Origin of the sequence: Chromatium okenii, from assembly GCF_002958735.1 — a bacterium.
In the GTDB taxonomy this organism is placed as follows: Bacteria; Pseudomonadota; Gammaproteobacteria; order Chromatiales; family Chromatiaceae; genus Chromatium; species Chromatium okenii_A.
The window spans coordinates 636561-651516 of sequence record NZ_PPGH01000037.1 but is presented as its reverse complement, the minus strand read 5'-3'; the positions used below and the strand labels follow the sequence as shown (position 1 = coordinate 651516).

The window sequence follows — 14956 nt, the reverse complement described above, 5'->3', positions numbered from 1 at the left end:
CAAGCTATTGAATTGAACCGATTATTGCATCGGCATTAGGGAAGAAAAGGGAGCAAACAACGATGTTAATTTTGACTCGGCGGGTTGGTGAAACACTGATGATTGGCGATGAGGTAACGGTTACTGTTCTTGGCGTCAAAGGTAATCAAGTGCGGATTGGCGTCAACGCCCCGCGCGAGGTGTCGGTGCATCGTGAGGAAATTTACGAGCGGATCAAGCGTGAACAAGCGGATGGCGGGCAAAGCGCGAGCGTTGAAGAAGACGCAGACAACTAGCGCAAATTGAATAGAACGTGTTAGGATGCGCGTCCTAATCGCAAGGCGAATAGGCAGATTGTTTGAGGAGAGATGGCCGAGCGGCTGAAGGCGCTCCCCTGCTAAGGGAGTATAGGTTAATCCCTATCGAGGGTTCGAATCCCTCTCTCTCCGCCAACTTTTATAAAAACCCGTTGTTAATATAACGGGTTTTTATTTGTCTTCAATCAGAGCTTGAATAAACGACTGAACAGCCACATCATTAAAGACCTCGCGGTCTTTTTTTATGCGCGGGAATTATGCTTTGCTGGCAGAGTGCTGATCATCTTTTTGCCATCAATCGCCAGTATTCTTTATCGTTCCATCACGCCGCCGAGGAGCGTTGCAACTCGAATGAATTCGAGCCAGGCTCGGCGTTGTGATTTCCCTTTATTTAACGGCGCTCACTCACGATTCATCGAGAGTTGATTAACCATGAGTGAGTTTTCTGATTACAAAGTCGCCGACATTGCTTTAGCTGATTTTGGGCGCAAAGAAATGGTCATCGCGGAAACGGAAATGCCGGGGTTAATGGCGCTGCGGCGGAAATTCGGCGCTGCAAAACCGCTGACTGGTGCCCGCATTACCGGCAGTTTGCACATGACCATTCAGACCGCCGTATTGATTGAAACCCTGGTTGAATTGGGTGCGCAGGTGCGCTGGTGTTCCTGCAATATCTTTTCAACGCAAGATCATGCTGCGGCAGCAATTGCCGCTGCTGGTATTCCGGTTTATGCGTGGAAAGGCGAAACGCTAGAAGAATACTGGTGGTGTACTGAGCAGGTATTGAATTGGCCCGATGGCGCAGGCCCGAATATGATTCTTGATGACGGCGGCGATGCAACTTTAGTGTTCATAAGGGCGTTGAATACGAAAACGCGGGCGCAATTCCCGCTCCTGCTGCTGGCGATAGTGAAGAATGGACAGCAATTCTTGGTCTACTCAGTCGCACTTCGACCGCAATCCACAGCATTGGCACGGAATTGCCGCTGCCATTAAAGGCGTCACGGAAGAAACCACAACTGGCGTGCATCGGCTTTATCAAATGCACCGCGATGGGCAATTGTTATTCCCCCATGAATGTCAATGATTCGGTGACGAAATCCAAGTTTGATAATTTGTATGGCTGTCGTGAATCATTGGTTGATGCCATTAAACGTGCAACCGATGTGATGATTGCAGGTAAATTAGCATTGGTCTGCGGCTTTGGCGATGTGGGTAAAGGCTCGGCAGCTTCATTGCGTGGTTTAGGTGCAACCGTTTGGGTCACAGAAATTGATCCGATTTGCGCATTACAAGCTGCAATGGAAGGTTATCGCGTCGTGCGGCTTGATGATGTCGTATCAATGATGGACATCTTTGTCACTGCTACTGGCAATACCGACATCATTACCCATGATCACATGGTCGCAATGAAAGATCAGGCGATTGTGTGCAATATCGGTCATTTCGATAATGAGATTCAGGTGTATAGCCTGAAGCAATACGAGTGGATCAATATCAAACCGCAGGTCGATCAGATCGTATTCCCCGCTGGTCATCGCATTACATTATTGGCAGAAGGGCGGTTAGTGAATCTCGGCTGCGCGACCGGTCATCCCAGTTTTGTGATGTCCAATAGCTTTACCAATCAGGTACTGGCGCAGATTGAAATCTTCACCAAGCCGGAGGAATATCCAATTGGTGTATATGTGTTGCCGAAGCATTTGGATGAAGATGTTGCACGGCTGCATTTGGAGAAGATTGGCGTTAAATTGACGACGCTGACGCAGACTCAAGCGGATTATATTGGTGTTCCGGTTGCTGGTCCATATAAAGCGGATAACTATCGTTATTAGTTGTAATGCGTGATGGTGATGAATTGATGTTGCGGATTATTCATCACGAGATAGCGAAAAGGAATTCGCTTTCAGAGTCGTAGATTGTAGATTGATCGCAAGTTGATTAACACAGCGTTGTTTGCGCTTATTTGGCGAGCAACGCAGCCCAATGTTCATCACTATTGACGAGAGAGGATTAATTCAACCAATGGCTAATACAAAACACGTTTTTGCGTTTGAAGATGGCGATGGAAAAAACAAACATCTGCTCGGCGGCAAGGGCGCGAATCTGTGCGAAATGACGCAGATCGGCTTGAATGTGCCGCCCGGTTTTGTGATTTCCACCGCTGCCTGTTTGGACTATCTCGCTGCAACCAAGCTGCCGACTGGCTTGATGGACGACGTGCAGGCGCAGATGCGGGCGCTGGAGCAGAAGACCGGCAAAGGTTTTGGCGATTCCGACAATCCGCTGCTGGTGTCGGTGCGCTCCGGCTCGGCGATGTCGATGCCGGGCATGATGGACACCATTTTGAATCTCGGCCTCAACGCCGAGACGTTGCAAGGCGTGATCTGCGCGACTGGCGACGCTCGTTTTGGTTACGACGCGTATCGGCGCTTCATCCAACTGTTTGGCAAGGTCGCGCTCGGTGTGCCGGATGCCGCGTTTGATAAGGAATTCGACGCGATCAAGGAAGCCGCTCATGCCAAGCAAGACGTTGATTTATCAGCCAATGATCTGAAAGAAGTCAGCGAACGCTTCCTCGCCGTCGTGCAAAACGTGACCGGGCATCCGTTCCCGTCCGATCCGTATCAACAGTTGGAAATTGCGATCAAAGCGGTATTCAACAGTTGGGGCGGCAAACGCGCCGTCGATTATCGCCGCCAATTCCACATCACCCCGGACATGGCCAACGGCACGGCAGTCAACGTCGTGACGATGGTGTTTGGCAATCGCGGCGACGATTCCGCGACCGGCGTTGCCTTCACGCGCAATCCGGCGACCGGCGAAAACAAGCTCTACGGCGAATATCTGGTCAACGCGCAGGGCGAAGATGTCGTTGCTGGCATTCGCACGCCGAAGCCGCTGGATCGGCTGAAAGTGGAAATGCCGGAAATGGCGGATCAGCTTGATGCGCTGCGCGACAAGCTCGAAAGCCATTATCACGAAGTGCAGGATTTTGAGTTCACCATCGAACGCGGCCAGCTCTATTGCCTGCAAACGCGCAACGGCAAGATGAATACGGTGGCGATGGTGCGCACGTCGGTTGAAATGGAGCGCGAGGGCTTGATCACCAAAGAACAGGCGCTGCTGCGTATCGCGCCCGATTCGCTGGAGCAGATGCTGTTTCCGCGCCTTGATCCGACGATCAAAGCAGAAGCGGTCGCGCAGGGTTTGCCGGCATCGCCCGGCGCTGCATCTGGCATCGCGGTGTTTGATGCGGATCGCGCCGAGCAATACGGGCGCGAGCAGGGGCGCAAAGTCATTTTGGTGCGCGAGGAAACCAAGCCCGAAGATATTCACGGCTTTTTTGCGTCCGAAGGCATTTTGACCTCACGCGGCGGCAAAACGTCTCACGCAGCGGTCGTCGCTCGTGGCATGGGCAAGCCGTGCGTGGCTGGCGCAGAAGGCATCAGCGTTGATGTCAATCGGCGCGAGGCGCGAGTGGGGCTGACCAGTTTCAAAGAAGGTGACGTGATTACGCTCGACGGCACTTCCGGCAAGGTCTATCTCGGCGCAATTCCGACCGTTGAGCCAGATTTCACGCCGGAACTCAATGTGTTGCTGGGCTGGGCGGATGAACGGGCGCGGCTGAAAGTGATGGCGAATGCCGACACGCCAGATGATGCGCGTCGCGCTCGCAGCTACGGCGCAGTTGGAATTGGGCTGGCGCGGACGGAGCGGATGTTTAACGACGTGGAACGGCTGCCGATTGTGATTGAGATGATCGTGGCCGATACGCCGGAGCAGCGCCAAGCTGCGCTGGATAAATTGCTGCCGCTGCAACGCCGCGATTTCCGCGAGCTGTTTGAAGTGATGTCGCCGAATCCGGTGACGATTCGCCTGCTTGATCCGCCGATTCACGAGTTCCTGCCAGATGAGCATGTGCTGGAGCGGGAATTGTCCGAGCTGCGGGCGCTGGCGCAGAACGCTCGCGGCGTGACCGTGCTGGCTGGCGCGATGGGGCTGCTTCATGCCTCTGAAAGTGTGCGTCACGACATCGACATAGCGCGGCGGATGATTGATCCGGCGGTCGTTGAGGACGCGATTGGCAAAAAAGAGGCGATGCTCAAAAAGGTGCGGGCGCTGTACGAAACCAATCCGATGCTCGGTCATCGCGGGGTGCGGCTCGGCATCACCTTCCCGGAGATTTACCAGATGCAGGTGCGGGCGATTCTCGAAGCGGCGGCGGAATGCGCCAAGGCGGGGATTCAGGTCAAGCCGCAAATCAAGGTGCCGCAGGTGTGTACCGCTGAGGAACTGCGCAAGGTCAAGACCTTTGTCGATGACATTCACGCCGAAGTTGCCGAACGTTATGGCAAGCCGGTGAGCTTCAAATTCGGCACGATGATTGAGGTGGTGCGGGCGTGTATGCGGGCGGAATCGCTGGCGGAAGAAGCGGAGTTTTTCTCTTTCGGCACCAACGATTTAACGCAGGCGACGTTTTCATTCTCGCGGGAAGATGCGGAGAATAAATTCCTGCCGCTGTATAACCAATCGGGGATTTTGCAAGACAACCCGTTTGATGTCTTGGATGTGAAAGGCGTCGGTAAATTGATGCAATTGGCGGTTGAATGGGGTCGTTCAGTGAAACCCGATTTGCATGTCGGCATTTGCGGCGAGCACGGCGGACATCCAGCATCAATTGAGTTCTGTCATAAAGCCAACTTGGATTATGTCAGTTGCTCCGGGCCGCGTGTGCCGGTGGCGCGATTGGCTGCGGCTCATGCCGCATTGAAGGCAGGCAATAAATAAATTGTTGCTGGCTTGAAACTGCGGGTTGATGCTTTCAATCAACCCGCAGCGCGTTATTCAATTAAAGGGTCGCACACGATGAAATTAAAAGTGGTTATTCATCCGGCAGAAGAAGGCGGGTTTTGGGCAGAAGTGCCAGCGATTCAAGGTTGCGCAACGCAAGGCAATAGCATTGAAGAACTGTTAAAAAATGTGCAGGAAGCAATAGAAGGCTGTTTGGTAGTGCCTCGATCAATAGAACTAGTAAATGTCGGAGCACCACCTAAAAACTAACACCCTAACTTATTCAATAACGGCATAAGAAAGATAGGGTTCAAATACAAAACGTTGAATCCGTAATTTTTGAATCAGTAACGACTCCACAACTGCTTGCGTTTCTCCCGGCCATTTTGGACAGTTTAGTTCATCAAACACAATTACTGCGCCTTTGGGCATACGATTTAAAAACGTATCAATCGCTGCTTTTGTTGGCAAATAAATATCAAAATCAAGATGTAATAAAGAAACAACCGTGTGAGGATTGTCGATTAGATACTGCGGCATGGTTTCACACGCATCTCCACGAATCAGACGAACTTTTGGAACGTGACCAATAGCACGATTTTGATCGTAAATTTCAAGACATTGCGTTAAATCTTCAAATGAATTGGCTTGATAACCACCTTCTCGATGTTCTTTTCCAATTTCGGCATGTTTGGTGTCATTGGAATGAAGATCGGGAAAACCGCTGAAAGTATCGAAGCCAATGATCCTGCGCTGAAGATTAAAAGGCTCAAGTGCGGCGCTCATTTGCGCAAACCACATCAAGCCTCCGCCCCAATTAACCCCGCCTTCGATAATGTCACCCTGAATGGGAAGAACTATCTTAAAAATCTCGTATAAAGCCAGATACCGCGCAGTGGTTTGACGAGTAATATATTTAGGAAAGTTTTCAAATTTTTCGCTGGGTGTACCAACGCTATTAACCGCATAATCATCTAGTTGTTGTTGATAAGCAATTTCGCTTTTCGTGGAACGACCAACTTCACGAAAACCAAAACAATCTTGCTGATAAAATGCCGATTGAGATAAGTTATCTGACATGACGAATAACCGAGTTCGCTGTATTTTTAACGATAGAATACGGTGGAACATGAGAAGTTAGAACCACGCCAGAAGCAATAACGGATTCCGTACCAATTTCAATAAATGGTTCCACCGCAACATGCGTACCAAACTTAACGCGATCCGCTACCTTAACTCGTCCAGAAAGCGATGTACGTGGACCAAAGGTGCAATGATTTCCCACAATAGAATGGTGCTCAATATAAGTGCCAGCTGCTAAAAAATTGTTATTACCTAAAATGACTCCAGTAGCGATATAGCTGCCATGCACGACTAAATTACCAGTGCCAAGCTGGCATTTTTTACGCACATTTGCTGTGGAAGCAATAACATTCGTAAACGGAATACCGATTTGTGTAAAACGTTCAAATATGGCAGCACGATCTGCAATATCTTTAACCACGGTTGAAATGAGCGCATCAAATTTTTTCTCATGCCACAGTTTAATCGCAAGATCAAAATTTCCAATTACCGGCACTCCCATCAAATCAGTGCCAATGATTTCTGGGCTGTTATCCAAAATTCCAATTGCTTGCTGCAACACCGTGTCAGAAAGTATATCCAATACTAATGCCGCACCACCGCCACCACCTAAGATAAGAATACGTTCTGGCTGAATACCAAGTGAACTGGTAACGAGCGAATGAGTGGCAGTTGTCAAATTGGGTGCATGATCTGATTCTAATTTAACCGAATTAGCTACTCCTGTTACGAGTTCTTCACCAATTAAAACTCCAGGGTGAGCAGCGCCAAGTGCAATCAAATCAACACCTAAACGGTTAGCAAGAATCTGCGCTTTTTTTGTCCACTTCGGTAGAGATAATTCAGTAGTATCATTCGATAAAGCGGGTGTTATTTTTTCAAAATGAGTGGGTATTGACTCATCAATTGATGCTGCGATAAACCCAATAATATGACCAGTGAGATATGTTTTATCTGCTGGGGCGATTTGTCTTAAAATACCATCGACTTCAGCACAAAGATCAACGGCGCTTTTCGTTGTTTCTATCACACAAATTGGTTCGTTTTGATGGACACTAGCACCGTCTGGGTGTAACCAACGCACAAGCGTAGCTGATTCATCGTTGATATTCAGCAACGGCATTTTAATGATCATGCCCATGACAGTGCCTCTAAAATTGCATTCTCAATTTTTAAACTTGAAATTAAAACCGTGGTTTCCTGTTCGATAGCCGTTGGAATAGTACAACGATTAGAGGTCACAAGTTTAATCGGGCAATACAATTTCCCCCAGAACTTTTCGTAAAGCTGGCTTGCAATACTTGATGCCCAAGTGAATCCTTCAGTACTTTCTTCGGCGATGACAATGCGTCTCGCTTCATTTGCAAAATGCGCCAGCATTTCAATTGGTACTGGATCAATAGATTCTGGCAAAAGTGCCACAATACGTATTTCTTCTGCCGCTAATTTTTTCAATAGTTCTGGCAGAAAACGCGAAATTCCGCCGTAACCAATTAGGCAAACATCTGGTATACCAAAGCGGTAATTGCGGAGAATCGCTGTTTGATAACCCGTTTCATCAATTTCTAACGTGAATGGCAATTCATCGCTATTAGATTGCAATGTTTCCCGATACAGCAGTTTGTGTTCAATGAAGATCACTGGGTTGGTTTCCCGCACAACAATTTGCTGAATGGTTTTCCCCGGTTGATGATAATGACTCGGCGCAATGAGCTTTAATCCGGGAATGCCGAGAAACATTTTTTCTAAACTTTGGCTATGTGTTGGACCATAACCTCTTCCGCCACCCATTGGTGAGCGCACGATTAACGGGCAGGTTACACCCTGATACATATTCGGAAACTTTGTTGCATGATTGATGATTTGATCGGCGCAGAGTGTTAAAAAATCACCAAACATAATTTCTACAATTGGAACGTGTCCACGCAATGCCAACCCTATTGCTACACCAGTAATACCTGCTTCCGAGATGGGTGTAGTGAATACGCGATTGGGAAATTGCGTGGATAAACCAGCGGTTACCTTGAAAGCGCCACCATAGGGATCAAGTACATCTTCTCCGAGCAGAATGACACGCGGATCATTAGAAAAAAGATCGAAAAGGCCGTTTTGAAGGTTTTGCAGATACGTCAACATTTTAAAGTAAAGAGAAGTTTTCTAACATGTGATTGATGCGTGTTTGACAGAGAGTTTGAATGCGTGTTTTTACGTTTTCAGACAACACTGTTTCAGCACGTTTGAGTGGATCATTCGTTTGATGAAAAGAAATTTCTGTAATGCAGCGATAATCATCACCTTTACTATGTGGACCTAAACGATAAGTGTTTAATAACAGGCATCTTGGTTTGGAATCTTGACGCATGTTGTCCACAATCGTTTTTGTCGAAGCGTAAACTGCTTGCACATCATTACCATCAACGGTTTCAGTTGGTATACCAAATGAAATAGGACGACCTTCGATGGCACTGCCATGCTCGAGATTCCATGGAGTACTTTGTGCAATTTGATTGTGCTCTATCACCAGTAAAAGCGGCAACTGCCATAACGATGCTATGTTTAGTGCTTCATAAATTACTCCTTCTGACATTGCGCCGTCTCCAACAAATACGACACTAATACCATCTTTTGCTGCAAATTTTTGAGAAAGTGCAATTCCCGTAGCGATTGGAACCATACCGCCAAGAATGCCATTGGAATAAAAATTATTGACATGTAAATGTTGACTGCCGCCTTTACCGCCACAGATACCAGATGCTAATCCTAATATCTCTTTTAATAATCCATCTGTATCATCGGTAAATGCAAGAAAATGTCCATGTCCACGGTGATTTGAACATAGCGTATCCCGTTTGGGATCAATTGCACTCACAACTCCAACAGCACAGGCTTCTTGACCAATGCAAGTATGAACCGTTCCGCGCAAGTGCCCAAGAGAAAACAGATTTAAAAGTGTTTCTTCAAATAAACGAATTAAAAACATTTTTTCGTAGAGAATCACAAGATCAGAATTCATGATAAAGATCGCTTCTCCCAAAAAGTTACTGGTGTTGCGTTTTGTAATACAAGACGCAAAAATGAAAGGACAATAGCGTTTGCAATGAAAATCTAGCGTCCTCGAATCAGTGTCCCAACACCAGTATCAGTGAACAAATCCAACATCACTGCATGTTCGACCCGCCCGTCAATGATATGCGCTGATTTGACGCCAGATTGCACAGCATCAATTGCGCATTGAATTTTTGGCAACATTCCGCCGTGAATCACTCCGGTTTCAATGAGTGTTTTCACCCGACCAACATCCAACTGTTGAATTAACGCTCCATCGGCATCAAGCAATCCTGCGATATTCGTTAATAACAGCAGCTTTTCTGCTTTCAATACCTGCGCCATTTTGCCCGCAACTAAATCGGCGTTGATATTATACGAGCGCCCATCTGCGCCCACGCCAATCGGTGCAATCACTGGAATAAAGTTGCTATTCACCAACATATTCACAATGCTGGGATCAATACTTTCCACTTCACCAACATGCCCAATATCAATAATTTCCGGTTCATTCAACTCTGGCGCATCGCGGCGCAATAACAGTTTTCGTGCACGAATTAAATCACCATCTGTTCCCGTCAATCCCACTGCGGAACCGCCGTGCCGGTTAATGAAATTGACGATTTCTTTATTTACCAAACCACCGAGCACCATTTCCACCACGTCCATCGTTTCAGCATCAGTGACGCGCATTCCTTGCACGAATTCACTTACTTTACCAAGCCGCTTTAATAACGAGCCAATTTGCGGCCCCCCGCCGTGTACAATGACGGGATTGATGCCGACTAATTTCATTAACACGACATCGCGGGCGAAACCTTCTTTTAAGGCTGCATCCACCATCGCATTGCCGCCGTATTTAATCACCATTGTTTTGCCTTGAAAGCGCCGAATATACGGCAGCGCCTCAATTAAAACATCTGCAATAGTTTGTGCACGATCCTGAGGAAGTGTCATCAATTTAACTCTCTTTTATTCGATTTTTGATAATTGAAAAATAACATTAAAATCTAATGCGATTTCCAAGTGTAAACGGCAGTGACAGCATAATTCCACACTGCGCCGACTAAAATGCCAGCCAACGCCGAGAAAAACCAACCTGAATTTCCTTGCTGAAATAAGGCATTAGCAATGCCGACATTTGCCAGTGCGCCCAGTCCGCACACCAGCACGAAACTCAACCAACCCCACAACAGCTGGCGACCAATCAGCCGCTGATCACGGTAAGTGAATAAATTGTTTAGAAAGAAATTGCTCGTCATGGCAACCAGCGTTGCCGTCGCTTGACCGAGCAAAAATACGCTTTCACCGAGTAAATGCAGCATCGGCCACAATACCGCCATGTGCACGGCAACGCCCAGTCCACCAATTAATGAAAAAGCAATAAAGCGCACTGGAATACGAGTGCCAATTAATTTCTGCGCCAGCATTAATAGATATTCCCACAGCACTGCTGATTCCAATTTACTCGCGCCTGCCAGCCGTTGCCGAAATGTAAATGGCAATTCTTGAAACCGCAGCGGTGTTGGCGCAGCAAAGAAAATATCCAATAAAATCTTAAAGCCCACGCCACTTAAATGATGAACGCACTGATGAATAACGTTGGCGCGTACCATGAAAAAACCGCTCATTGGATCGTGCAATTCAGCATGAATTAAGCGTTGACCGATGCGTGTTGCCAAGCGACTCATCCATTGCCGCTGCGTATTCCATTTGCCCACGCCGCCGCCCGCGATATAACGGCTGCCAATCACAATGTCGAGCGCCGCCGTTTTCAATGTCGCCAGCATTTGCGGCAACAGCGTTTCATCGTGCTGTAAATCGCCATCCATCACCGCTAAAAAGGGCGCAGTCGTCGCTAACATGCCTTCAATACACGCCGATGACAGCCCACGTCGCCCGATGCGCTGAATCAAGCGCACCCGCGCATCCTGTCGCGCCAGCTCGCGCACGCGCTCGGCTGTAGCGTCCGGTGAATCGTCATCTACAACGATGATTTCCCACGCAATACCGTCCAATACCGTCGCTACCCGTCGCACCAATTCGGCAACTGAATCTGCTTCGTTGTAGGTCGGCACGATAATCGCCAATTCGGGTGGTGGACAGTATGAATGGGATGAAATAACGGACATGAAATCAACCTAAATAAAATGAAAAGCGGCGCTAAAGTTACTGGATTAGGGAAAGCTGTCAAGCGGTTAATGGCACATTAACCGCTTTCTCAACGGTGGCATGGTTGATAAAGTACGCAGTCTCAACAATTTATCAAATGAGTTTACTAATGAGTACAGTCCGATCCGCTGATGCAATTACGCGCATTTTTGAATTATCCACTGCTGAACGTTATGACCTTTTTTTAACTGAAGTTACTGAAAATGCTCAGGTTTGGACGCTGAAAGGTGAAGGCGGTTTCGTTTCCTTCAGCGATGATGAAGGTCTGGATTACTTTCCATTTTGGCCTGCGTCGGAGTTTGCAAACACTTTAGCAAACGACGATTGGAGCGATTGTCAACCCGAACCATTACCGCTCGCCGTATTTATGGAACGCTGGTTAATCGGTATGGCAGACGATGATCGATTGGTTGCCGTATTTCCGGCATTGGATGGCTCCTGCATGGTGAGCGATCCATTAAGTTTACGCGATGATTTAATTGCTATCACCCAGCAACTTAATCTCGATCTCGGCGCTCATAATTCAAAAGACGCCCACACCGGACAATGATCTGAAGGTTTATCCATGCCGCGAATTGCGGTATCAATACCAACCTCACGCAATTGCGCAGCCAGCGGTGCGGTCATTAAAATATGATCAATCCGCAAGCCGCGCCGAGGTTGATCTTCAAAGCCCCGCGAACGGTAATCAAACCAACTGAATTGATCGCTGACATCAGGATGAATTGCGCGATAAGCGTCAATTAAACCCCATTCCAATAACCTATTAAACCACTCGCGTTCTTCCGGTAAAAACCCGCATTTGCCAGTACGCCGCCAGCGTTTGGCATTCACATCACCAATGCCGATGTCGTTTTCCAATGGCGCAACATTCAAATCACCAACGACTGCCAGCAATTGATCGGGTGAATGATTCATTTGCAAATGCGCCAGCAGATCAGCATAAAACCGCTGTTTCGCCGGAAACTTTAACGGATGGTCGCGCTCTTCGCCTTGCGGAAAATAACCGTTAATCACCGTTAATTCACCGCCACGCGGCAATGAATAGCGCCCAATGATTAAACGCCGCTGGGCATCAATTGCGTCATGCGCAAATCCTTTAGCAATTTGCAACGGCGCAGTTTGACTCAGTAATGCCACGCCGTAATGTCCTTTTTGCCCGTGAATTGCGGTATGAAAACCGAGTTGCTGCGTCCATTCTAATGGGAATTGTTCATCGACAACTTTGCATTCTTGCAGCGCCAGCACATCGGGATAATGGGCAAGTTGAATTGCTTCGATTTGATGCAGACGAGCGCGAATTCCATTGACATTAAAACTTACAATTTTGAACATGATAGATACAACGCAGTTGAAAATTAGGATATTGACTTTGTTGCGAACTGCACAAACTTAGTTTCAATAAAATCAGGCATTCAGAAAAACTCGCACAAACTTTTTAATTGAAGCTAATTTCAATAATATAAAATGCTTGGGCATTTCGGTATACCATACCACACTCCACGCAAGCCTTTAGAGGACATCACTTTTAATGTCAAATTCTCCGTTTGATCTTCACCACGATGCGGCTTATCAACACTGGCGCGAGGATAAATTAGCCACTGCGCCAACCGATCTCGGCGCGTTGATCGTGGAAATCGGCGATCCGCGCCAGCTCACTGCCAGCGAACATGCGGCGATTTTAGAACGCTGCCGTTTGGCGAATATGGCGATTTATGTCGGCACGACCGGCGACGATCCGAGTAAAGGTATTCCCGCTGCGCTGGGTGCGCATTTTGGTCTGCATCGGCTAGATCACAATCGCGGCGCAGATGACGACGCGATCACTTCATTGACAGTGCAAACCGATGTAGCGCACCGCGAATATATTCCCTATTCCAATCGCGCAATTGATTGGCATACCGACGGTTATTACAATGCGCCAGAGCGACAGATTCACGGTTTGCTGTTGCATTGCGTTCATCCGGCGGCCGATGGTGGCGAAAATGCGCTGCTCGATCACGAAATTCTGTACATCCAAATCCGCGATCACAATCCAGAATTTATTCGGGCGCTGATGCAGCCCGATTGCATGAGCATTCCTGCGCATCATATCGACGGCGAAGAAATCCGTCCTCATCAGCCCGGTCCAGTATTTTCAGTTGGAGCGAATGGCGCGTTGCACATGCGCTACACCAATCGCGCTCGCAATATCGTATGGCGCGACGATCCGCTGACTGCGGCAGCCGTGAGCTATCTTAAAAATCTGCTGCGTACTCCTTCGCCGTGGCATTTTCTCGGCAAACTGCAAGCGGGCTGGGGTTTAATCAGTAATAACGTATTGCATACGCGCACTGGTTTTAATGACGATGCCACGCCGCGTTTGTTGTATCGCGCCCGTTATTACGATCGTATTGCCGGCTGTTAATTCACGATTCACTTTTGAGCTAAACAATGAACACCAATTCTTTATTACCTTGGCAACAACGGTTTGTACTTTTGATGTGTGCGCTACTCTCATTCGGCGCAGCGCAAGCGCAATCACTCTCACTGACGCCGCCGGAAGCGCAGACCAAGCTGCAAGCCGGTGAACTCATTCTGATTGACATACGCACTCCAGAAGAATGGCGCGATTCCGGCACTGCGCCGAATGCGCAGCGCATCAATCTACAAGACCCTAATGGCGCAACAGGTTTTGCCGTTAAGGTATTGGATGCGGTGCATGGCGATAAAACTGCGCCAATTGCCGTGATTTGTCGCACCGGCAGCCGCAGTAGTTATGCGCAGCGTTATTTGGTGAAGCAGGGTTTTAGCAATGTTTTTAATATCCCAGAAGGCATGATTGGCAGCAGCGCGGGCCCCGGCTGGATTGAGCGCGGATTGCCGATGAAAGCCTGTTCCGATTGTTAAACCGTCATCTCACCATCAGGAATTCAAATTATGTTCACACGCTCTGCACTGCTCGCCAGCATTCTGCTCGCTACTGCCGCCACGCCCGCGCTGGCAGCCAATCCGAAAGTTGCCATTGATGTGAGCATTGGCGGTCAGCCAGCCGGAACGATCACCTTTGAACTGTTTGCGGATGTCGTGCCGAAAACGGCGGAGAATTTCCGCGCCCTGTGCACCGGCGAGAAAGGTCAAGAACTGCGTTATGCCGGCAGTCCATTTCATCGCATCATTCCAGAATTCATGATTCAGGGCGGCGATTTCACCAATGGCAACGGCACGGGCGGCGCGTCGATTTACGGCAAATCTTTCGCGGATGAAAACTTTGATCTCAAGTTTGGCGACGCTGGCACTTTGGCGATGGCCAACGCTGGGCCTGATACCAACGGTTCGCAGTTTTTTATCACCGTTGCGCCGACACCGTTTCTCGACGGCAAGCACGTTGTTTTTGGCAAGTTAATTAGTGGCATGGATGTAGTGCGGGCAATGGAAGCGCAAGGCAGTCGCTCCGGTCGCACCAAAACTGCGGTGACATTTGAGGGCTGTCGGCAGCTTTGAACGCACCGCTTATCGCCGTAGCGATGATTGGCTGGCGTCCAAGAGCATAAAGAGAAAAGACGTTGAGATTTAGGCGTCCTGCT

The 14956-nt window shown here is 48.4% G+C and carries 14 protein-coding genes, 1 tRNA gene, 1 pseudogene and 1 riboswitch; of the genes and pseudogenes, 9 read left to right on the top strand and 7 right to left on the bottom strand.

What is annotated here, in order from left to right; genetic code table 11:
* The first annotated feature begins 62 nt into the window (after positions 1-62).
* The 5 genes and pseudogenes from csrA to CXB77_RS14955 all read left to right on the top strand — a co-directional run bounded on the left by csrA (position 63) and on the right by CXB77_RS14955 (position 5360).
* The gene (csrA, locus tag CXB77_RS14975) at positions 63-275 is read left to right on the top strand and encodes a carbon storage regulator CsrA (RefSeq protein ID WP_105074511.1); all 213 of its coding nucleotides are present in this window, start codon (positions 63-65) and stop codon (positions 273-275) included.
* Between the two features lie 66 nt (positions 276-341).
* Positions 342-431 (top strand) — tRNA-Ser (locus tag CXB77_RS14970).
* A 191-nt stretch (positions 432-622) separates the two neighbouring features.
* Positions 623-706, top strand: a riboswitch (S-adenosyl-L-homocysteine riboswitch).
* A 22-nt stretch (positions 707-728) separates the two neighbouring features.
* Positions 729-2131, top strand: a pseudogene (gene ahcY / locus CXB77_RS22240) (adenosylhomocysteinase).
* 190 nt (positions 2132-2321) lie between these two features.
* Positions 2322-5087 (top strand): pyruvate, phosphate dikinase, encoded by a 2766-nt coding sequence (gene ppdK, locus CXB77_RS14960; protein WP_105074777.1) that lies wholly within the window; start codon positions 2322-2324, stop codon positions 5085-5087.
* 12 nt (positions 5088-5099) lie between these two features.
* The gene (locus tag CXB77_RS14955) at positions 5100-5360 is read left to right on the top strand and encodes a type II toxin-antitoxin system HicB family antitoxin (protein ID WP_242445745.1); all 261 of its coding nucleotides are present in this window, start codon (positions 5100-5102) and stop codon (positions 5358-5360) included.
* A gap of 9 nt (positions 5361-5369) precedes the next feature.
* Here CXB77_RS14955 and CXB77_RS14950 read toward each other — a convergent pair whose 3' ends face one another.
* From CXB77_RS14950 to CXB77_RS14925, 6 genes are all read right to left on the bottom strand, one after another.
* Positions 5370-6170, bottom strand: a complete 801-nt coding sequence (locus CXB77_RS14950; RefSeq protein ID WP_105072528.1) for a TylF/MycF/NovP-related O-methyltransferase — start codon at positions 6168-6170, stop codon at positions 5370-5372.
* Positions 6160-7314, bottom strand: a complete 1155-nt coding sequence (locus CXB77_RS14945) for a biotin/lipoyl-containing protein (protein ID WP_105072527.1) — start codon at positions 7312-7314, stop codon at positions 6160-6162. The genes CXB77_RS14950 and CXB77_RS14945 overlap by 11 nt, the downstream gene beginning before the upstream one ends.
* Complete coding sequence (locus CXB77_RS19885; protein ID WP_172452482.1) at positions 7305-8306, bottom strand: alpha-ketoacid dehydrogenase subunit beta; 1002 nt, start codon at positions 8304-8306, stop codon at positions 7305-7307. The genes CXB77_RS14945 and CXB77_RS19885 overlap by 10 nt, the downstream gene beginning before the upstream one ends.
* 4 nt (positions 8307-8310) lie before the next feature.
* On the bottom strand, positions 8311-9186 hold the full coding sequence (locus tag CXB77_RS14935; RefSeq protein ID WP_105072526.1) for a thiamine pyrophosphate-dependent dehydrogenase E1 component subunit alpha: 876 nt from the start codon (positions 9184-9186) through the stop codon (positions 8311-8313).
* A 92-nt stretch (positions 9187-9278) separates the two neighbouring features.
* Complete coding sequence (gene argB, locus CXB77_RS14930; protein ID WP_105072525.1) at positions 9279-10175, bottom strand: acetylglutamate kinase; 897 nt, start codon at positions 10173-10175, stop codon at positions 9279-9281.
* Positions 10176-10228: 53 nt separating this feature from the next.
* A complete protein-coding gene (locus CXB77_RS14925; protein WP_105072524.1) occupies positions 10229-11350 on the bottom strand; it encodes a glycosyltransferase in 1122 nt (373 codons plus the stop codon).
* A gap of 149 nt (positions 11351-11499) precedes the next feature.
* Between CXB77_RS14925 and CXB77_RS14920 the strand changes: the two genes are divergently transcribed.
* Positions 11500-11940 (top strand): DUF2750 domain-containing protein, encoded by a 441-nt coding sequence (locus CXB77_RS14920; protein WP_105074510.1) that lies wholly within the window; start codon positions 11500-11502, stop codon positions 11938-11940.
* On the opposite strand, the gene xthA is transcribed toward CXB77_RS14920, so the two are convergent.
* Positions 11907-12725, bottom strand: a complete 819-nt coding sequence (gene xthA, locus CXB77_RS14915; RefSeq protein WP_105074509.1) for an exodeoxyribonuclease III — start codon at positions 12723-12725, stop codon at positions 11907-11909. The two genes, CXB77_RS14920 and xthA, sit on opposite strands and share 34 nt — an antisense overlap.
* 196 nt (positions 12726-12921) lie before the next feature.
* Between xthA and CXB77_RS14910 the strand changes: the two genes are divergently transcribed.
* The 3 genes from CXB77_RS14910 to CXB77_RS14900 are packed head-to-tail and all read left to right on the top strand — an operon-like array spanning position 12922 to position 14873.
* On the top strand, positions 12922-13797 hold the full coding sequence (locus CXB77_RS14910) for a TauD/TfdA family dioxygenase (protein ID WP_105074508.1): 876 nt from the start codon (positions 12922-12924) through the stop codon (positions 13795-13797).
* Positions 13798-13823: 26 nt separating this feature from the next.
* Positions 13824-14279 carry a rhodanese-like domain-containing protein gene (locus CXB77_RS14905; RefSeq protein WP_105074507.1) on the top strand — a complete coding sequence of 152 codons (456 nt, stop codon included), beginning with the start codon at positions 13824-13826 and terminating at the stop codon, positions 14277-14279.
* Between the two features lie 30 nt (positions 14280-14309).
* Positions 14310-14873, top strand: coding sequence for a peptidylprolyl isomerase (locus CXB77_RS14900; protein WP_105074506.1), 564 nt, complete (start codon positions 14310-14312; stop codon positions 14871-14873).
* Positions 14874-14956 lie beyond the last annotated feature (83 nt).

Coding starts and splice junctions, on each gene's coding strand:
- csrA (WP_105074511.1), top strand. CDS start 63: ATGTTAATTTTGACTCGGCGGGTTGGTGAAACACTGATGATTGGCGAT.
- CXB77_RS14905 (WP_105074507.1), top strand. CDS start 13,824: ATGAACACCAATTCTTTATTACCTTGGCAACAACGGTTTGTACTTTTG.
- CXB77_RS14925 (WP_105072524.1), bottom strand. CDS start 11,350: ATGTCCGTTATTTCATCCCATTCATACTGTCCACCACCCGAATTGGCG.
- argB (WP_105072525.1), bottom strand. CDS start 10,175: ATGACACTTCCTCAGGATCGTGCACAAACTATTGCAGATGTTTTAATT.
- CXB77_RS14910 (WP_105074508.1), top strand. CDS start 12,922: ATGTCAAATTCTCCGTTTGATCTTCACCACGATGCGGCTTATCAACAC.
- ppdK (WP_105074777.1), top strand. CDS start 2,322: ATGGCTAATACAAAACACGTTTTTGCGTTTGAAGATGGCGATGGAAAA.
- xthA (WP_105074509.1), bottom strand. CDS start 12,725: ATGTTCAAAATTGTAAGTTTTAATGTCAATGGAATTCGCGCTCGTCTG.
- CXB77_RS14945 (WP_105072527.1), bottom strand. CDS start 7,314: ATGGGCATGATCATTAAAATGCCGTTGCTGAATATCAACGATGAATCA.
- CXB77_RS14950 (WP_105072528.1), bottom strand. CDS start 6,170: ATGTCAGATAACTTATCTCAATCGGCATTTTATCAGCAAGATTGTTTT.
- CXB77_RS14920 (WP_105074510.1), top strand. CDS start 11,500: ATGAGTACAGTCCGATCCGCTGATGCAATTACGCGCATTTTTGAATTA.
- CXB77_RS14900 (WP_105074506.1), top strand. CDS start 14,310: ATGTTCACACGCTCTGCACTGCTCGCCAGCATTCTGCTCGCTACTGCC.
- CXB77_RS14935 (WP_105072526.1), bottom strand. CDS start 9,186: ATGAATTCTGATCTTGTGATTCTCTACGAAAAAATGTTTTTAATTCGT.